This window comes from Mycetocola sp. BIGb0189, from assembly GCF_024810155.1.
Taxonomy (GTDB): Bacteria; Actinomycetota; Actinomycetes; order Actinomycetales; family Microbacteriaceae; genus Mycetocola; species Mycetocola lacteus.
On sequence record NZ_JANUED010000004.1, the window covers coordinates 123,752 to 142,246 of the forward strand.

21 protein-coding genes and 2 tRNA genes are annotated in these 18,495 nt (G+C 66.8%); 7 read left to right on the top strand and 16 right to left on the bottom strand.

Translation table 11 applies throughout. The annotated features are described in order from the left end of the window. The first annotated feature begins 9 nt into the window (after positions 1 to 9). Positions 10 to 1,035: a LacI family DNA-binding transcriptional regulator gene (locus M2390_RS07590; RefSeq protein ID WP_259177867.1), complete on the top strand. Its 1,026-nt coding sequence runs from the start codon at positions 10 to 12 to the stop codon at positions 1,033 to 1,035. Positions 1,036 to 1,115: 80 nt separating this feature from the next. On the opposite strand, the gene M2390_RS07595 is transcribed toward M2390_RS07590, so the two are convergent. Both M2390_RS07595 and M2390_RS07600 read right to left on the bottom strand, forming a co-directional pair. After that, a tRNA-Met gene (locus tag M2390_RS07595) sits at positions 1,116 to 1,192 on the bottom strand. Between the two features lie 32 nt (positions 1,193 to 1,224). Further along, positions 1,225 to 1,296: transfer RNA gene (locus tag M2390_RS07600), tRNA-Thr, on the bottom strand. Positions 1,297 to 1,500: 204 nt separating this feature from the next. Here M2390_RS07600 and rfbB point away from each other — a divergent pair. Continuing rightward, complete coding sequence (gene rfbB / locus M2390_RS07605; RefSeq protein ID WP_030149265.1) at positions 1,501 to 2,499, top strand: dTDP-glucose 4,6-dehydratase; 999 nt, start codon at positions 1,501 to 1,503, stop codon at positions 2,497 to 2,499. A gap of 149 nt (positions 2,500 to 2,648) precedes the next feature. Here the strand turns inward: rfbB and M2390_RS07610 are convergent, their stop codons facing one another. The 14 genes from M2390_RS07610 to M2390_RS07675 form a co-directional block, all read right to left on the bottom strand. Continuing rightward, a complete protein-coding gene (locus M2390_RS07610) occupies positions 2,649 to 2,876 on the bottom strand; it encodes a helix-turn-helix transcriptional regulator (protein WP_030149264.1) in 228 nt (75 codons plus the stop codon). Further along, positions 2,877 to 3,644, bottom strand: a complete 768-nt coding sequence (locus M2390_RS07615; protein ID WP_259177868.1) for a hypothetical protein — start codon at positions 3,642 to 3,644, stop codon at positions 2,877 to 2,879. Continuing rightward, entirely contained in the window at positions 3,641 to 4,372 is a 732-nt protein-coding gene (locus tag M2390_RS07620; RefSeq protein WP_259177869.1) for a hypothetical protein, read from the bottom strand. Before M2390_RS07620 ends, M2390_RS07615 begins: the two co-directional genes overlap by 4 nt. A 122-nt stretch (positions 4,373 to 4,494) precedes the next feature. Then, a complete protein-coding gene (locus M2390_RS07625; protein ID WP_030149261.1) occupies positions 4,495 to 5,304 on the bottom strand; it encodes an inositol monophosphatase family protein in 810 nt (269 codons plus the stop codon). An 83-nt stretch (positions 5,305 to 5,387) separates the two neighbouring features. Beyond that, the gene (locus M2390_RS07630; protein ID WP_259177870.1) at positions 5,388 to 6,143 is read right to left on the bottom strand and encodes an amino acid ABC transporter ATP-binding protein; all 756 of its coding nucleotides are present in this window, start codon (positions 6,141 to 6,143) and stop codon (positions 5,388 to 5,390) included. Beyond that, a complete protein-coding gene (locus M2390_RS07635; RefSeq protein ID WP_255505698.1) occupies positions 6,140 to 7,018 on the bottom strand; it encodes an amino acid ABC transporter permease in 879 nt (292 codons plus the stop codon). The genes M2390_RS07630 and M2390_RS07635 overlap by 4 nt, the downstream gene beginning before the upstream one ends. 13 nt (positions 7,019 to 7,031) lie before the next feature. Beyond that, positions 7,032 to 7,859 (bottom strand): ABC transporter substrate-binding protein, encoded by an 828-nt coding sequence (locus M2390_RS07640; RefSeq protein ID WP_030149258.1) that lies wholly within the window; start codon positions 7,857 to 7,859, stop codon positions 7,032 to 7,034. Positions 7,860 to 7,960: 101 nt separating this feature from the next. After that, entirely contained in the window at positions 7,961 to 8,464 is a 504-nt protein-coding gene (locus M2390_RS07645; RefSeq protein ID WP_259177871.1) for a cupin domain-containing protein, read from the bottom strand. Further along, entirely contained in the window at positions 8,461 to 9,756 is a 1,296-nt protein-coding gene (locus M2390_RS07650) for an amidohydrolase family protein (RefSeq protein ID WP_259177872.1), read from the bottom strand. Before M2390_RS07650 ends, M2390_RS07645 begins: the two co-directional genes overlap by 4 nt. A 326-nt stretch (positions 9,757 to 10,082) precedes the next feature. Continuing rightward, complete coding sequence (locus M2390_RS07655; RefSeq protein WP_310503974.1) at positions 10,083 to 10,397, bottom strand: Fic family protein; 315 nt, start codon at positions 10,395 to 10,397, stop codon at positions 10,083 to 10,085. After that, the gene (locus M2390_RS07660; protein ID WP_259177873.1) at positions 10,319 to 10,699 is read right to left on the bottom strand and encodes a Fic family protein; all 381 of its coding nucleotides are present in this window, start codon (positions 10,697 to 10,699) and stop codon (positions 10,319 to 10,321) included. Before M2390_RS07660 ends, M2390_RS07655 begins: the two co-directional genes overlap by 79 nt. 56 nt (positions 10,700 to 10,755) lie before the next feature. Further along, positions 10,756 to 11,013 (bottom strand): hypothetical protein, encoded by a 258-nt coding sequence (locus M2390_RS07665; RefSeq protein WP_259177874.1) that lies wholly within the window; start codon positions 11,011 to 11,013, stop codon positions 10,756 to 10,758. Positions 11,014 to 11,112: 99 nt separating this feature from the next. Next, positions 11,113 to 12,828 carry an adenosylhomocysteinase gene (locus M2390_RS07670; protein WP_259177875.1) on the bottom strand — a complete coding sequence of 572 codons (1,716 nt, stop codon included), beginning with the start codon at positions 12,826 to 12,828 and terminating at the stop codon, positions 11,113 to 11,115. Positions 12,829 to 12,908: 80 nt separating this feature from the next. Next, positions 12,909 to 13,328: a hypothetical protein gene (locus M2390_RS07675; RefSeq protein WP_259177876.1), complete on the bottom strand. Its 420-nt coding sequence runs from the start codon at positions 13,326 to 13,328 to the stop codon at positions 12,909 to 12,911. A gap of 166 nt (positions 13,329 to 13,494) precedes the next feature. On the opposite strand from M2390_RS07675, the gene M2390_RS07680 reads away from it, so the two are divergent. The 5 genes from M2390_RS07680 (at position 13,495) to M2390_RS07700 (ending at position 18,442) form a co-directional block, all read left to right on the top strand. Continuing rightward, positions 13,495 to 14,229, top strand: a complete 735-nt coding sequence (locus M2390_RS07680; protein ID WP_121689397.1) for a GntR family transcriptional regulator — start codon at positions 13,495 to 13,497, stop codon at positions 14,227 to 14,229. A gap of 2 nt (positions 14,230 to 14,231) precedes the next feature. Continuing rightward, positions 14,232 to 15,233 carry an ADP-ribosylglycohydrolase family protein gene (locus M2390_RS07685; RefSeq protein ID WP_259177877.1) on the top strand — a complete coding sequence of 334 codons (1,002 nt, stop codon included), beginning with the start codon at positions 14,232 to 14,234 and terminating at the stop codon, positions 15,231 to 15,233. Positions 15,234 to 15,437: 204 nt separating this feature from the next. Continuing rightward, positions 15,438 to 16,844, top strand: coding sequence for a cytosine permease (locus tag M2390_RS07690; RefSeq protein WP_259177878.1), 1,407 nt, complete (start codon positions 15,438 to 15,440; stop codon positions 16,842 to 16,844). Between the two features lie 42 nt (positions 16,845 to 16,886). Continuing rightward, positions 16,887 to 17,816, top strand: a complete 930-nt coding sequence (locus tag M2390_RS07695) for a PfkB family carbohydrate kinase (RefSeq protein WP_259177879.1) — start codon at positions 16,887 to 16,889, stop codon at positions 17,814 to 17,816. 137 nt (positions 17,817 to 17,953) lie between these two features. Next, entirely contained in the window at positions 17,954 to 18,442 is a 489-nt protein-coding gene (locus M2390_RS07700) for a hypothetical protein (RefSeq protein WP_259177880.1), read from the top strand. Positions 18,443 to 18,495 lie beyond the last annotated feature (53 nt).

The following is an 18,495-nucleotide window of genomic DNA, read 5'->3' on the forward strand; positions in this document are numbered from 1 at the left end:
ACTAAACAGATGCCACGCACCCCGTCCGCCGTCCCCCGCCCACGCCGGGTCACGGCCGCGCAGGTTGCCGAACTGGCCGGCACCTCGATCGCCACCGTCTCACTCGTGGTCAACGGAAAAACCGCCGGACGCGTCTCCGACGCCAATATCGAGCGGGTCAAGAACGCCGTCGACGAGCTCGGCTATGTGGTGGATCACACGGCATCCTCCCTCGCGCGCGGGACCAGCAACGTGGTCATCCTGATCGCCCCCGACCTCTCCAACCCGTTCTACGGCCGGGTCATCTCGGGCATCAAAAACGAACTCGGCAGCGAGTTCCAGCTCCTGCTCTCGGTCACCGGTGAGGGCCGCAATCCCAGCGCCTCGGACGTGCACCGCCTCATCGCCCTGCGCCCCGCGGGCATCCTGGTCGAGGCACCGGACGACGCCTTCCTCCGCGACCTTCCCGCCGGCGCCCCGCTGGTACTCCTCGACGCCCCCGGCCGCGAAACCCAGGCCACCACCGTGAACTTTGACCTGGCCGACGGAATCAGCGCCCTGCTGGACCACCTGGCCGACCGCGGCCACACCCGCATCGGATACCTGGACAGCCGCACCCGCACCGAGACCTTCGAGCTGCGCCGCATCCTGGTAGAAAACGGCGCCCGGGAACGCGGCATCGAATACGTGCCCCTCCCCGAGGCCGCGAGCCTCATCGACCCCGATGCGGCAGCCGCGATATTCGCCCGCTTCTGGCCCACCTGGCGCGATGCCGGGGTGACCGCCCTCGTCTGTGCCACCGACTCCCACGCCTACGGCGTCCTCAGCGCCGCCCGCTCCCTCGGCGTGCGCGTCCCCGAAGACCTCGCGGTCACCGGGTTCGACAACCTCCCGGCCTCGGCGATCGTCTCCCCCGCCCTCACCACCGTCGAACTGCCCGGCGAAGCGCTGGGCCGCGGCGCGGTACACGCCCTTCAGGCGCAGCGCCTCACCCCCGACCCGGTGGCAACCCCGCTCCTCGGTGCCACGCTCATCGTCCGCGGCTCAACCGCCTAACAGGATTCGACCCCGATCGGGCGGCCCCACAATCAGGCAAACAAAAAACCCGCATCCGAAGATGCGGGTTATGTTGCGTTTGGTAGCTGGAGCGGGATTCGAACCCGCGACCTCACGATTATGAGTCGTGCGCTCTCACCAACTGAGCTACCCAGCCGCGTTTCTCTCCCTATAGAAGGAAAGCGAACGAGCCCCGAGCCAGGATTGAACTGGCGACCCCTTCCTTACCATGGAAGTGCTCTACCACTGAGCTATCGGGGCGCTGCCTTTGCACTCTCGCGCTTGGCACATGAAAAGATTAGCACGCGCGCACTGCGGTCACGAAATCGAGGCGGCAAAACACGCAAAAGCCCTGATGCAATGGCGTTTTGCACACCCTCATAATTGGGCGTGTCCGCACCATCGGATGCCTCACCTCACGGCGATTTCAGGCGAATATCCGTTGGGGCCGGTAGTATCAAGGGCGTGTCTAGACTTCTTGTAACCGGCGGTGCCGGGTTTATCGGCTCTAATTTTGTTCACTACGTCCTCGCGAACACCGATCACACGGTGACCGTGCTCGACAAGCTCACCTATGCGGGCAACCGTGCCTCCCTGGCCGGCCTCCCCGAGGACCGCTTCGAGCTCGTGGTGGGCGACATCCAGGATGCCGAGCTGGTTGACGGCCTGGTGGCCTCCCACGACGCCGTCGTGCACTACGCGGCCGAGAGCCACAACGACAACTCGCTGAACGACCCGCGTCCGTTCCTCGACACCAACATCATCGGCACCTATGTGCTGATCGAGGCCGCCCGCAAGCACAACACACGCTTCCACCACATCTCCACCGATGAGGTCTACGGCGACCTGGAGCTGGACGACCCCAACAAGTTCACCTCGGAGACCCCCTACAACCCCTCGAGCCCCTACTCCTCCACCAAGGCCGGTTCCGACCTGCTGGTGCGTGCCTGGGTGCGTTCGTTCGGCCTGCAGGCCACGATCTCCAACTGCTCCAACAACTACGGCCCCTACCAGCACGTCGAGAAGTTCATCCCGCGTCAGATCACCAACGTGCTCCGCGGCGAGCGTCCCAAGCTCTACGGCACCGGCGAGAACGTGCGCGACTGGATCCACGCCAACGACCACTCCTCGGCCGTGCTGACCATCCTGGAAAAGGGCGTCATCGGCGAAACCTACCTGATCGGTGCCGACGGCGAGAAGAACAATAAGGACGTCGTCGAGATGATCCTCGAGGGCCTCGGCCAGCCGCGCGACGCCTACGACCACGTCAACGACCGTCCCGGCCACGACCTGCGCTACGCAATCGACTCCAGCCGTCTGCGCAACGAGCTGGGCTGGGAGCCGCAGTTCTCCAACTTCGAAGCCGGCCTGGCGGACACCATCGCCTGGTACCGCGACAACGAAGCCTGGTGGGCACCGGAGAAGGACGCCACCGAAGCAAAGTACAAGTCTCAGGGCCAGTAGCCGAAGGACGCCGCTCGACTCGGGGCCAAGTACAAGTCCCAGGGCCAGTAGCCAAAGGACGCCGCTCGACTCGGGGCCAAGTACAAGTCCCAGGGCCAGTAGCCACTTCTGCCCATACAAAACAGCCCCCGTTCCGATGGGGGCTGTTTTTATGCCTCGGGATCGAGTTTGAGCAGGTCGCCCGGCTCGCACTCCAGCGCCCGACACAGCGCGCTCAGCGTGGAAAAGCGGATCGCCCGCGCACGGTTATTCTTCAGGATCGACAGGTTCACCACACTCACCCCCACAATCTTCGACAGCTCCACCAGGGTCATCCCCCGCGCGATCAACAGCTCATCCAGCGCGGTAACGATCCCGCTCTCCTCCTCCGGCGGCATCTAAACCAGGCCCTCCACCTCGCGTCGTAGCCCGCGGTTGTCACGCTGCAACCGGGCGCCGATCCCGAAGGCAGCCGCCAGCGCGAGCAGCACCAACCACAGCCCGACCGGCCAAAAATCCGGGGTGAACGCCTGCGAACTGGCCAGAAACTGGCGGTTCAGCATCCCCGAGCTATCGGCATTCAGGATGTGGACGGGCAGCGCCCCCTCAAGCTGACCGGCGATCAGGTGACGGGCAAAATAGTTGGCTAGCTGTGCGCCCAGTCCCGCTCCCAGCCCCACCCACGCGGTAATCCGAAGCCACCGCACCACGCGCGCCTGGAACGGGGTGCCCGCCAGCAGCGCATCGCAGATCCGGATGACCGCGAATCCCGCCGTCACAAACAGTGCGGCAATCAGTGCCCCGTCCACGGCGAGCCAGAACCGGCCCCAGAAATCGGCCCCCTCCATCGTGAAGGCGGCGTGGTCAAAGCCACCCCAGAGGATCCTCACGCCGTCGGCCCCGACAACGTCGGGAAACGGCGTGACACCGGGCAGCTCCACCCGCGTCTCCGGTGACCACAGCGTCTTGCCGACGCTGGCCACCGCCCCGAGGATGCCAAACCCCACGGTCAACTGGCCGATGACGCGGGTCACAACCACCCGCCGGAGGGTGAGGGCGTTGGGGTCCGAGCGCTTAGCCGGCCAGAAGAGCACCCCGAGGATCGCAAGCAGTACGGCACCACCCAGGACATACATCAGGATGATCCAGATCACGGCCGCGTTCATACCAACCCCGTGATTTCGCTCTTCAGCCGGCGATTTGACGCACTCAATCGCGATCCCACACTGAATGCGGTGGCCAGCGCCATCAGCACCAGCCACACCCCGATCGGCCAGAACTCCAGGGAGAACCCGAATCCCGGCCGGAAAATACCCGGGACGTCCTCGAACGATTCGAAGGGCAGACTGTCGGGCCAGGAGCCTGAGTGCACGTCGAAGGCCTGGGCCGAAGCCAGGTTGCGGCCAGACTGGCCGGCAACCTGAGACCCGATCCCCGCGGCGAGGAACACCCAGGCGGTGGCGCGCAGCCACGAGACGATGCGGGTGTGGAATGCCTCCCCGCGTAGCAACCCGGCGCAGATCTGGACCACACCGATCAGCGCGACCACCGCCATCGAGGCCAACAGCAGAATCTCACCCGCAAGCAGTGCACGCGTCCCGAGGTTCAACCCCTCAACCGTGGCCACCACCTGACTGATGGTGCCGTCCACCACCGTCGCGGTGGTCTGGTTGACCTCGACTCCCGCGGGAATCTTGGGCCAGAATGACCAGACCGGTAGGGTCAGCTCAATCGCGGGTGCCCACAGCATCTGTGCGGCCTGCACCAGCGACCCCAGCCCCCAGACCGCGGCAAAGATCGCGGCCAGGTTGCGGGTCCAGCGCAACCGCGTGTACTCGGAGCCCTCGAGTTCTCCAAGCGGTGCTGTACGGGACGAGCGCGAAAAGAAAACCATCAGCACAACCAGTAACACCGCGACCGCGGGTAACAACAACCCAAACATCAAAACCCCACCCCCACTACATAACGAATATCGTTATGCTAGCGGGGATGGGGTCGGGGCCGCAAGGGCGGGTTTTAGCCCTCGATGCCGAATTCGATCAACAGGTCGTGAACCTCATCAAACAGGCTCGGCAGCGCGCCCAACACCAGCTCGGCACCGGGGGCGGCACCGCGGATACCCTCGACACGGATACCGGCCTCGCGGGCGATGATGGTGGCGGCGGCGTGATCCCAGGGTTTGGTTCCGACCTCGTAGTACACGTCGGTGTAACCGGCGGCCACACCCACACCGTCGAGGGAGGCGGCACCCATCCGGCGGTAGTCGCGCACGCGTCCCATCATCTGCTGCATGATGCCGGTCTGCCACATGCGACGCTCGGCCGAGTAGGAGAATCCGGTGGCGACCAGGGCCAGGTTAAGGTCAACATGGACATCCCCGCGGTGCAGGGTCCGTCCGTTGAGGGTGGCACCCTCGCCGCGCGCACCCAGGTAGGTCTCGCCGGAGGCGGGGTTCACCACGGCACCGGCCAGGCCGGTCCAGGTGTGGGGGTCGGCTTCGCCCTCGACCACGGCCACCGAGACCGCGTAGTTGGGGATGCCGTAGGCATAGTTGACGGTGCCGTCGATCGGGTCAACCACCCAGGTGAGGCCCGAGCTGCCCGATTCCGCGCCGCCCTCCTCACCGAAGAAACCGTCGGCGGGGCGCAGCTCGGCCAGGCGCGAGCGCACAAAGGCCTCGACCTCACGGTCGGCGGCGGTCACAATGTCCTCGGGCGACGACTTGCTCTGGGCGATCCGAACCCCCTCCTCGCGGCGGGCGCGCGCCAGGGCGGCGGCCTCCACGGCGATGTCACGGGCAAGATCCTGAAGTTCACGTGTGGACATAGCGTTAATACTGTCACGCGGCGGGACCCGGGGCCAGTTTTGCCCGTGTCCCGCCGCGTGCACGTGTGTTCCGGTGTCGCCGGTTACCCCAGCGGGTTCAGTACCCGCGCCAGGAACTCCCGGGTGGCGGGGTTCTGCGGGTTCTCGAAGATCTGCTCGGGGGTGCCGGCCTCGACAATCACGCCGTCCTTGAGGAACACCACACGGTCGGCCACACGACGGGCAAAGCCCATCTCGTGGGTGGCCATCAGGATGGTGCTGCCGGACTTCTTCAGCTCACGCACCAGGTCCAGCACCTCCCCCACGAGCTGCGGATCGAGGGCGCTGGTGATCTCATCCAGCAGGAGCAGACGCGGATCGCTGGCAATCGCCCGGGCAATGGCCACGCGCTGCTGCTGACCGCCGGAGAGCCGGTCGGGGTATTCGCCCGCCTTGTCCCCCAGGCCGATCCGGGTGAGCAGTTCCAGGCCGCGCGCCTCGGCGGTGGCCTTGTCCTGTCCGTGGACCTGGCGCAGGGCGAGGGCCACGTTTGCCAGCACGCTCATATGCGGGAACAGGTTGTAGTGCTGGAACACCACACCCACCTGGGCACGCACGGCGTCCGGCTTGACCTGGGGATCGGTGATGTCCTCGTCGCCGAGGAAAATCTGACCGTCATTGACCGGCTCCAGCAGGTTGATCGTCTTCAGCAGCGTGGACTTACCCGAACCGCTGGCACCGATCAGCACCACCACCTCGTGGGCGGCAACCTCCATCGAGATTCCGCGCAGCACCGGGTGCTCGCCAAACAGTTTCCAGACGTTATCTACCCGCAGGACGGGCGTAGTGGACGAGGTCATACCGCCCCTCCGATCTGCTCGCGCTTCTGCGCTCGCGCCGTGTACCAGTCGGTGAGACGAATCATCGGCAGCGACAGCAGCACAAACAGGATGCCGGCCACCACGTAGGGGCTGAAGTTGTACTCCTGAGCGACCTGAATCTGGGCGGCGCGAATCGCATCCACGGCACCGAGAACCGAGATCAGGCCCACGTCCTTCTGCATCGACACGAAGTCGTTCATCAGGGCCGGGGTGACCTTCCGCACGGCCTGGGGCATGACCACCAGACGCAGGGTCTTGGCGTGGCTGAGACCCAGCGCCCGGGCGGCGAGGCGCTGCGAGGGGTGCACCGCCTCGATGCCCGCTCGCAACACCTCCGCCACATAGGCCGAATAGCAGAGGATCAGCGCGATGGTGCCCCAGAACTGCGCGGGCATCCGATCAAACAGGTTCAGTCCGGGCAGACCAAAACCCACTAAATACAGCACCAGCAGGACCGGAACACCACGGAAAATATCCGTGTATCCGGCGGCCAGCAGGCGAATCGGGGTGAAGATCGGGCCGCGCAGGGTGCGGGCAATCGCCAGCAGGGATCCGAAGATCGCCACCCCGATGGCCGCAACCACGAGGACCTGAATGTTCAGCCACAGACCCACCAGGATCGGACCGACCGAGGACACCATGGTCTTCCAGTCGAAGAACGATTCCTGAACCTGCGGCCAGCCGGAACTGCTGAACAGTACCCCGAGCACCACCACCGCAAAAATCACGGTTGAGGCGACGCTGATCAGCACCGAGCGTTTGCCCTGGGTGCGACGGTAACGACGACGGTCCAGCTCAACCCCCGAGGGGCTGAATGCCGGTGCGCCGGGCACGGATGACGAGGTACTGCTCACGCGGATTCTGGCCCTACTTCTTCGGCAGAACCGGAGCGCCCTTATCGGCGATCCACTTCTGAGCGAACTTGTCCAGGGAGCCATCCTTGCGCAGCTCATCCACGGCCTCGGTGACCTTCTTGGTCAGCGCCGAGTTCTTCGGCAGCAGGATCGAGAGCTCGTCGCCGCCCTTGGTGGTGTCGATCTGGCCGACGTTGACGCCGTCCTTAACCTGCTCGGAGTCGATGATGTAGAACGCGGTGGGCACGTCGGTGACCAGGGCGTCGATCTGACCGTTGTTCACGGCGGCGGCGAGGTCATCGGTGTTGTTGAAGACCTGCACCTCGGTCGAGGGGTTGATCTCCTCCTTGACGATGTTCAGCGCAGTGCTCCCGGCGGCCACACCGATGTGTGCGTCCTTGAGGTCGGCGAGGCTCTTGGCACCGGAGAACTTGGAGGACTTGGTGGTCACTACCGACTGCTTGGTGACGTAGTAGGGGCTGGAGAAGTCCACGGCCTTTTCGCGCTCGGGGGTGGCCGAGTACTGCTGCAGGTTGAGGTCAAAGTCCTTGGGACCCGGAGCGATGGCACCGTCGAAGGTGGTGCGCACCCAGACGACGTCTTCCTTCTTGTAGCCGAGCTTCTCGGCCACGGCGTAGGCCACGGCGGGCTCGAGGCCCTCGCCGTTCTCGGGCTTATTGTCGACGGTCCACGGCGAGTAGGCGGGCTCACCGGTTGCGATGGTCAGCTTACCGGGGGTGACGGTGTCGCCGGCGTTGCCGCCGCCGGATGCGCAGCCGGTCAGCGCGAGCGCTGCGGCGGCGGCCAGGGCGATGACGCCCAGGGTGATTTTGCGAGACATTCTGGTTCTCCTGTGTGCGGTCGGGGTAGGGATCGTTGGGGGTGCGTTAAAGAGTACGTGGCGGCGGGGCGATTGCCACCAATGTTTCGGGAAGCCCGAAGCTAGCCGCCGGTGGGAGCCGCGTCGCCGGGCCCGTGCGTCGTGCCCGCGGCGGCGGTATCGGCAGCCACAGACGGGTCGGATCCGGCGGCGAGACGCCAGTCGGCAAAGTCGAAGCCGGGGCTGACCAGGCAGCTCACCAGGCCGTCGCGATCGCGCGGACGCGACCGCTGCCAGACTCCCGCGGGGACCAGGACCTGCTGCTGGGCACCGGGGGTGCCGGGTGCATCCAGGACATGGGTTTCCGTATGCGTGGGCTCGGCACCGGTGCCACCGAAGTGCACCTCGATCGGGCCGGGACCATGCCACAGCCACATCTCATCGCTCGACACCACGTGCCAGGCGGCCTCCTCGCCGGGCTGTAGCAGGAAGTGGATGACCGTGGCCGCCGGACGCTCCCCGCCCGGGGTGGACACCGGGTGGTTCGAGGCGAAGGTGCGTCGGTACCAGCCGCCCTCGGGGTGCGGGGCCAGATCGAGCTGGGCGATCAGGGGTGAGGTGGTCATTTCGAGTCCTCTCGGCGGAAGCGTTCCACTCCGGCGATGATCGTGCGGGCCACTCGCCCGCCGCCACCCTCGACCAGATCGGCGAGGGTTTCGGCGGGGGTGGTCACCGGAATGTCGAAGAAGGCGAGGTCGGCGAGGGCACCCACCACGAGCTGACCGATCCGGTCCTTGCCCACGTTGAGCCCCATCGCGGTGGCACCACCCAGGGTCGCGGCGGCAAACAGACGCTCGTGCAGGTCCGCCTCGGTGTAGCCCTGTCGACGGGCCACCTTATAGAGCAGAGCCAGGTCGTCCATCGGGTCGAGGCTCGGCGAGGAGGAGAGCGAGTCGGTGCCGACGGCGATCGCGCTGCCCTCGCGCAGGTAGTCGGCGACCGGTGGCATGTCCAGGCCGATGATCTCGTTGGAACGGACGCACAGGGCGACGCTGGTGCCGCGCGCACGCAGCAGGGCACGGTCCTTGGCGTTGACGTATACGCCGTGGGCAATATGACAGTCCGGCCCGAGCACACCCAGGTGATCCACATACTGCACCGAGGATACGCCGATGCCGCGTAGACGCAGGGCTCGGAAGCTGTCGGCCCCGAGAGCGGGCCACTCGTCGCCACCCACCTCGCGTTCGCGCTCCATGTGAGCCTCGGCCAGGTGGATATGCAGGCGCATCCCCTGCTCGCGGACGAGGTCGGGGATGTCGAGCAGCGGCTTCACGTCCAGCGAGTAGGGAGCGTGCGGGGAGACGCCGGCACCGGGCGGGGTGGGGAGCTTGCGCACCTGTTCGAGGACCTCGTTGCGGGCCTCGATGGTCCAGTCCTGGTTGCTCTTGCCGTAGACCTCCCAGTAGGCGATGCCGTGCATGTTGGCATCGTGCAGGGCGCTGGCGGCCTCGGTATCGGTAACCACGTCGGCGGCGGCGGTCACACCCGCGGCCAGTGACAGTGCGGCACCCTCGGCGGCCGCGGCGGCCCAATCGTGGTCGCCGGTGCCGTAGGCCTCGTCGAAGGAGTCGCCCCAGTCGTCAAACCCGTTGTAGTGCAGGCTGGCAACCTTGGCCATGCCGGTGTACTGAAGGTGGGTGTGGGCGTTGACCAGGCCGGGGGTCAGGACGCCGGGCCAGAACTCCTCGGTAAACTCCATGCCCTGGTCGGTCAGGGCCGCCAGCACCCAGGCGCTGTCACCGACGTGCAGGATGCGGTCGCCGCGCACGGCGACGGCTCCGTGGGGGATGGCAGGCCCGGTGACGGGCAGCACGAGTCCCGCGGTGTAGACCACGACGGGGGCGGGGGCGACAGACATGTGTTCCTTCGGCTCGGGATGGGGCGGACTTCGGCCCAGACTGCCCGAGCGGCGCACATCCCGTGGATGGGGCGCGCAGTTGCGGCGGGAGACGCCCCCGAACCGAATCGCACCGGGTGGGTGCAACCGTGAAAACGGGGTGAGCCGGGCGGGTGAGCCCTACGCACCACTGTGGGCGGACACTCTCGATCATAATCCGCTTTGTCCGCCGAATCACATCGGGGGCCGTGGGGCGCTGTTCCCGGAGCCAACCGGGCCGTGACCCGTGGTTGCTAAAACGGTGGGTCCAGCCCAACGTGGTTTTCAGCCGGCGGGCGTTGTGACGGCTAGCGTTGGGTAGTCTCGAGCGGCGAGACGAAGATTACGTCTTCCAGCACGGTCCCAAGCAGCCGGTGATCACCCGTATCTTGGCCATAAAACCGCGCGTGGACAAACCGTTCCCGAAGCGGTGACCCAATGGTGAAGAGTCTACTTACCAAAAAGTATCCCGCCCGCTGCGAGAGCTGGGCAAAAAATACCAGTTGAGTGCGAGTATTCCCCTCGCGGAAACTGTGAACGATATTCAGCTCTCCCCATACTTCCGCAAGCTCCGAGATAAACCGATCTCGTGTGAGCCGACGCAGATAATCCCGCCGCTCCAGCCGGGTGAATTCCGCATGGGCGGCGGCCGTGAGCCCCGGCCCGGCGGGTAATAACGATGCCCCGCCTTGGTCATGGGGCCCTGCGTGGGGGCGGTTCGTTCACGGCCTGCCCATTCATAGACGTCCTGAAAAAGGTGTCGATGAATCGCCTTCATATGGGCATAGTCGAATCGTCCAGAAACCGGACGAATCGACAGCTCGGCCAGGCGGAACGCGGTTGCCCCGGTTTCCAAGAGGTCAAGAAGCGATTCATTTGGTTCACCGAACGGTTTTTCGTGCCCCGTGAACAGGTTTCGCAGCACCTGAGTTCCCGGGATGTAGTAGTCCTCCCAGGTATAGCTTCGTTCCGCCGCACACATCAGGCCCCCACATGGCGTCGCATTTCGGCCACGGCGGCCGAGGCGTCCAGCTCGCCGCGCGCGACACGTTCGAGCAGTGCGCGCAGCACGGGGTCCGAGAGCTCGTGCCCGGCAAGCGCCAGGGCCGCGTCGGCAAATGCGACGTGCACGGCGGCCTCCGTGGCCGAAGCGGTCTCAGCAAGCTCAGCAGCCTCGGGGGTTTTCGTGATCTCTATGGCCTCGGCGGTACCGTCCGTCGCGCCGATTTTTTCGGTCATGGTGGGCTCCTTTCGTGAGCCCTCACCAGCCTACGTTTCGGGCCATCCGTGCACACCCCCTGCCCTGGGTATGCCTTGGATTCCCAGGCGAGATGGACCCTACGCGGAGGGTTCGAAGCGGTACCGGTGCGTGCTCCAGTGCTGCGCGGCACCACCCGCGCGGCCCAGTTCGGTGGGGATGTCGACGGCAGTGCGGCCCATCCGCTGTTCGAGGACCAGCGCGGCGACCTCGGCTTCGGCCGCGGTGTCGATGGGGTGCAGGCCCGGTTCGAGACCGTCCCGGCAGAGCTGTCGCAGGGCAACCAGCTGGGTCGCGAAGGACAGATCCATCACCTCAATCGGGTTCCCCTCGGCCGCGGTGTAGTTCACGCCACCACCGTCGGCGAGCACGTAGACGATTTTTGCCTGGGTTGCCGGAGCGGACCATGCGGACAGATCGGACTCCACCCGGCGCACGGTCCAGCCCGTGGCATGGGCATCATCCAGCGCAATCTCATCGTCGATGCCGCCGGCCACCGCGATCACGGTATCCTCGCGGACGCGGTTCAGTAGATCGAGACCCACCGTGTGCCACACACCGGTTGCGCTCACCACCACGTCCACGGTGTCCACCTCGGGATCGGCGATGCTGGAGACAACCCCATAACCGTCGTGGGCGGCGGCGAGCGCGCGGACCGGGTCACGTTCCAGAACCAGCACCCGCGCGCCGAGGGCCGCCGCGTGACGCGCGACGCCCTGACCCACGGGTCCATAGCCGATGACCAGCCAGACGGCCCCGATCACGTCGCGACGTGGAAGCGTGCGACCCGGATTCTCGACTGGGTCCAGCAGGTCGGCGATGGCCAGCACGCAGGATTGTCCGGTGCCGTGGAGGTTGTCAAAAAGTCCCTTGGTGCGCGCATCGTTGACCGCGATAACCGGGATTCGCAGCTCGCCCTCGGCTGCCATCTCGACCAGCGGACGCACGCCGCTCGTGGTCTCCTCCGCCGCCCCGCGCAGGGTTTCCAGGGTGCCCCGACGCTCGGTGTGGGCCAGGCGCACCAGGTGCGAACCGTCATCAATCAGCAGGTCGGGATGCCAGTCCAGGATGCCCGCCGCATTGTCGGCGTCCGTCTCGGCGGACCCCGCGCCGCCGGGAGCGAACACTCGAACGCCACGGGCGCTGAGCGCCTCGGCCACCGCCGGGTCGGTCTCGCTCACGGCCGAGAACACCGCGACCTCGGCGCCGGTGTCCCGCAGGGCGAGCGCGAGGGCCGCGGTTTTAGGTTCCAGCACCAGGCTGACCCCTACCCGTCGGCCGCGCAGCAGACCCGAACCGGAGAGATCATCGGCCAGGGCGTGGGTAGCGGGCATCGCCGTCCAGGCCCAGTCGATCCGGTCGTCCGCATTATCCGCGCCGGGCGTGACAAACATTTCGATCGCGCCGATGGCGCGACCCTCACGAGCGAAGCCCACCACCCCGGCACGCAGTTCGGAACCGGTCCAACCGCGTGCGGTGAGGGCGCGGGAGATCCGGGTATTGGGATCATCGGAGACCAGCAGCGTCACGGTCTCGCCCGCGGCCACGGCAAACTCCGCGGCGAGCGCGCGGGGATCGGCTGTGCCGTCGTCGGCCAGGAAGACCAGCCGTGCGCGATCGGTTCCCCCCAGTCGAGCACCAAACCCGGAGAGGACACCGCGCAGCGCCTCGGCCACATCACCGTGTCCACGCACCTCGATTCGGGTTCCGGCAAACAGCAGATTGGTGCGGGCGGCGGCCAGACGGATCAGGCGCTGGGCGCGGATCCGCGGGTTGTCGCTGAGGGGTGCGGACATGGGGTGCTTTCCTCCGGGGACAGGATCCCTTGAGCGTATCAACCAGCCGGGGCGACAACCAGCCGAGGCTCGGTAACGCGCTAACGTTCCGGTGGCCGTCGGCCAAATGTCCCCCGCCAGGCGTGCCCCAGGCGCTCAAACCAGGGATCGCGACGCTGCCCGTGTGGACCGGCACCACGCACCAGCGATACCCACGCCCACCACCACGCCTGCCGCTCGGGTCCGTGGGTGATCAGGAATGGGGAATCGGCGTTTTCCACGTGCCAGTCAAGCAGCGTCTTGAGCCGGTCCCCGGCCCCATAAATATGTGCGCGGGTAATTCCCGCGTCGGCGAGCGCCTCGAAGAATCCCTCTACGAAGCTGTCGGTGGTAAAGGCCGTGGTGTACGCGTAGATGGTCGCGCCTTCCGCCCCGGGATCGCGAGCCAGCGCTCGGCGTACGATCCCTTCCCCCTCGGTGCGGGTGCTATTGGAACGGCGTAGTCGGATTGTCATGGTCATGGCGTCCTCCCGGAGATTCCCTGGTTGGGTCATGCTTTCCGGGACCCTAACACGGGGGAAACGGTGCCTTCCAGCGGTCTGACCGGGTTGTCCGCCATGGCCCGAACAGCCTGTACAGGAAAACCGACACTTGCTGTACAGGTTGTGTACACGTATAGTGATCGATATGAACACCCAGGCAACGGGGCCGACCCCCAAACGTCAGCCACTCAAGCGGATCGAAATCGCCCAGCAACTGCGCGAGGCGATCGTTGAGGGCACCTACGGTAACGGTGAGCTCCTCCCCGGAGAAAACGAACTCGCCGACCGGTTCGATGTGAGCCGAGGCACGATCCGTCGCGCCCTGGAATCCCTCGCCGAGGAACACCTGGTGGACACCCGAACCGGCATCGGCTCGTTTGTCACCTTCGACGGCCACGCCCTGGACCAGGGTGCCAGCTGGGGCAACGCGCTCGCACTCGGCGGCATCCAAACCTCGGTGCGGATCCTGCGCGCCGAGCGGATCGTGGACCCCGAGCTGGCCGCGTCGGTCTCCCCCACCGGCATGGAGTTCCTCGCCCTTGACCGCCTCCGCCTCCTCCCCGACGGCACCCCGGTGTCGCTTGAGCGCAGCCGCGTTCCCTTTATTGGTGCGCTCGCCCGCGTCCCCGAGCACGGCCTGGTGGGCGACTCGCTCACCACCACGATGGGCGAGGCCGGGCTCGTCCCCGCGAGCGGCGAACAGTGGGTATCGGCCACCCCGCTCAGCGAGGCCGATGCGGCCCTGCTGGAGCGCGCGAGCGGCGACCTCTTCCTCAACAGCATTCGGATCACCCGGGACTCGGGCGGCGCCTTCATCGAGAAGGTTGTCTCCTGGCTCGACCCCGCCCACTTCCGCCTGCACACCTACTTCGGAGCATGATCATGACCCACACCACCCCCGGCGAGCGCGCGCTCGCCAGCCTCACCGGTCTCGCCCTCGGCGATGCGCTGGGCATGCCCACGCAGTCGATGTCCCGCGAGCAGATCCGCGCCGACTACGGCACCATCACCGGCATGATCGACGCCGGGCCGCACCAGGAGATCGCCCACGGGATGCCCGCCGGATCGATCACCGATGACACCGAGCAGGCCCTACTGCTGGCCGAGCACCTGATCGCCGGCAACGGCGAGGTCAACGTGACCGAGTTCGCCCACGCCCTGCTCGCCTGGGAGGCCGACATGGCGGCCCGCGGTTCCCTCGACCTGCTCGGTCCGTCCACCAAGGCCGCCCTGGAACGCCTGACCGCCGGGGTTCCCGCCTCCGAATCGGGCAAGTTTGGCACCACCAACGGCGCGGCCATGCGGGTGGCCCCGATCGGGATCGCGCACCCGGTGGATAACATCGCGGACTTCGTGGATGCCGTGGCCCACACCGCCGAGGTCACCCACAACACCACGCTGGGTATCGCCAGCGCCGCGGCCGTGGGCGCGATGGTCAGCGCCGGCGTGGCCGGGGCGAGCCTCATCGAAGCCCTGGACATCGCGGTTGCCGCGGCGGCCGAGGGCGAGAAGCGCGGGAACTGGATCGCCGGCGGCTCGATCTCGCACCGCCTGCGCTGGGCCCTGAACTGGCTGCCCACGGTTCCCGTATCCGAGCGGGAGGATGCCCTCTATCACGTGATCGGAACCTCGGTCGCGTCCCAGGAATCGGTGGTCGCCGCGATCGCCCTGGCCTCGCTCAGCGAGGACCCCTGGGACACCCTCTGTTTGGCTGCGGGCCTCGGTGGCGACACCGACACCGTCGCCGCGATCCACGGGGCCGTCCTCGGTGCCGTGCACGGACCGGATGCCTGGCCGAGCGACGCGGTCGAGCTAGTCACCCGCGTCAACACCCTCAACCTGCCCCACACGAGCGAGGCCCTTCTCGCCCTGCGCTCCCGCTAGGAACGCTCCTCCCTACACACTGCCCCGCAACCCAACACACCCCACGACGCGCTCCCGCTAGGAACGCTCACCGTCCCACGAGGCGCTCCCCCTCGGAACGCTCCTCCCCGCGCTCTTCGCGCCGTCACACCGCTCGCGGGTGTCCTTCCCGTCCCCGAAAACCGCCGACGGAACCTATTCACACAACGAAGTTTGGAGACCATCATGAGTGAGAGCACACACGGCTCGCTCACCGCCGTCGAGCAGCGAGGGATCGAACCGGTCCCCAGCAGCGAGCGCACCGGAAAGCCATTTGAGCTGTTCTGGGTGTGGTTCGCCGCGAACATCTCGATTCTCGGCATCCCGCTGGGTGCCACCCTGGTTGCCGTCCAGGCGCTGAATATCTGGCAGGCACTGCTGGTGGCCGTGATCGGTGCCGGCGGGTCCTTCGCCCTGGTGGGTGTGGTCTCGATCGCCGGTCGCCGCGGTGGTGCGCCGAGCATGACCCTGTCCCGGGCGACCTTCGGTCCGCGCGGCAACATGGGACCCACCTTTGTCTCGTTGCTCTCGCGCTGGGGTTGGGAAACCGTCAACACCACAACCGCCGCGTTTGTGCTGCTGTCGCTGTTCTCGATCCTGTTTGGCTCCTCGGCCAATGCCAAGTCGGTTCCGGTGCTCACAATCATCGCGATCCTGGTGTTTGAGGGCTGCACCCTGCTGGTGTCGGGCCTCGGGCACGGCGCGATCCTGGTCATCCAGAAGTGGGCCACCTGGATCTTCGGGGCGCTGAACATCTTTGTGGGCATCTTCCTGATCGCCAACGTCAACTGGCACGCGGTCCTCTCCGCACCGGGTGGTTCGTTTGGCGCCGTACTGCTGGGGGTCGCGACCATCGCCGCCGGAACCGGAATCGGCTGGGCCAACTCCGGCGCCGACATGGCCCGCTACCAGCACGCCTCCGCCAAGGCCGGCCACCTGATCATGGTCAGCGCCGCCGGTGCCGGAATCCCGCTGGTGCTGCTGATCGGTCTGGGCGCGCTGCTGACCGCCGGCAACCCCGAGCTGGCCTCGGCCACCGACCCGGTTGCCGCGATCCGCGAGCTGCTGCCGACCTGGATGGCCGCCCCGTATCTGATCGCCGCGTTTGGCGGGCTGCTGCTCTCCAACCACCTGTCGGTGTACTCGGCCGGGCTCACCACGATCACCCTGGGTTTCCGGATCCGGCGTGTCTACGCGGTCGCAGTGGATGTGGTGGTGACCCTGATCGGTTCGCTGTACTTCATGCTCGGGGCCGACTCCTTCTACGGACCGTTCATCGCGTTCATCTCGCTGTTGGCGATCCCGATCACCGCCTGGCTGGGCGTCTTCCTGGCCGACATGATTCGTCGCCGCTGGTATGACCCGGAGGCACTGCTGGACATGTCTCCGGCCGGACGCTACTGGTACCGCGGCGGCATCGAATGGCGCGCCACCGGAGTCTGGATCATCGCCCTGGTTGTGGGCTATGTAATGCTCGCGATGGATCAGGGCGGTATCGCCTGGCTGGTCACCCTGGTGATCGCCGGCCTCGGCTACCTCGCCCTGGGCGGTGCCCGCGGCACCGTCAGCGATCCCGAACTCGGTCGCAAGTAAACTCTCTCACTACCCGAATTACCCGCCTTCAGGAGGCATCCCGTGTCTGAACCCCGACTCATCTTTACCGGCAACGTGATCGTTGACCTGGTCATGAACGTGACCACCATGCCCGAGGCCGGGGGCGACACCGTCGCACAAGATTCCGACATCACCGCCGGCGGCGGCCTCAACACGATGGTCGCCGCCCGCCGAGACGGTCTACCGGTGGTTTTTGCCGGGCAGTACGGCTCGGGGCACTTCGGCGGGATCGTCCGGGAGGCGCTGAACGCGGGCGGCTTTGAGATCCTGCTGCCCGGACTGGATGACCAGGACAGCGGCTACTGCGTGGCCATCGTGGATGCCAGCACCGAGCGCACCTTTGTGACCGTGGTGGGGGCCGAGGGGCACCTGACCCTCGACGATCTCCGGCAGGCGGACACCACCTCCAGTGACCTGGTGTACGTCTCGGGGTACAGCCTGGCACACCCGGTCAACGCGGCAAGTCTGCCGATCTGGCTGGATGAGCTGCCTGCCGAGACCCGGGTGATCACCGATCCCTCTCCCCTGGTGACCGAGCTGGATCCGGCCCTGCTGGCCCGGGTGTTTGCGCGCACCGACATCCTCAGCGCCAACGAGCGCGAGGCCGGCCTGCTGGCCCCGGGTACCGATGCGCGCGGCGCGGCCGATGTGCTGCGCTCACGCATCCGCCCGGGCGGAACCGTGATCGTGCGCGAGGGTGCACTGGGATGCTGGGTCGCCACCGGCGATGCCGAGCCGGTCCTGGTCCCGGGATTTGCGGTGGAGGCCGTGGATTCCAACGGGGCCGGGGACGCCCACGGCGGCGTCCTGGCCGCCGGGCTCGCCCGCGGTCTCGACCCGGTGGCAGCTGCCCGGCGAGCCAACGCCGCCGCAGCCATCGCGGTGACCCGCCGCGGCCCGGCCACCGCCCCCGAGGCCGCCGAGATCGACGCCTTCCTGGCGGCACGCTAGGTGATGCACGCGGTGCCACGCTCCGGCGGCGGCCACGTCTGAGGGACCCGACCGCCCATACGGCACCGCGTGCCAGCCCACACACACGCATCCCCGTTCCCGATACGTTGACGGTACATAACGATCGAGGGGGCAACGTGTACGACAGCAGTATCCGGATTGGCCCCGAGGACCGGGCGAATGCTCGACGAGCACTCACCGATACCTATATATCGCGGGCCCTGCAGGTTTCCGCGCTGATCGTCCTTCCGCTGGCCCTCCTGCTCACGGGCCTCATGCTGATCTTCACGCCGAGCGGGGTCGGGTTCACCGTCCTGGGAATAATCCTGGCCATGACGGCGCTGTGTGCCTGGGCGATGGGGACGCTGCGCCGTCGGGTCCGGCATGTGATCGATGTGGGATGGCCCGAGGAGGCCCCGCTGCGGCTGCATATCAACCCGCGGATACTCACCATCGACGGACCGTTCACAACCTCGGCGGTGCCACAGGACGCGATCACCACGGTGACCCGTCGGCACGGTACGGTTGTCATTCGCTGCACCGCCGAACGCACGGTGTTTATTCTGCCCGAGCGGATGCTCAGCGAGGACGCGCTGGCACTGATCGGGACCCCGCGGGCCGCATAGGCCCGTGGACCAATCCGGCAACACCACTGGAATAACCCCCGGGGGTTCGTGGT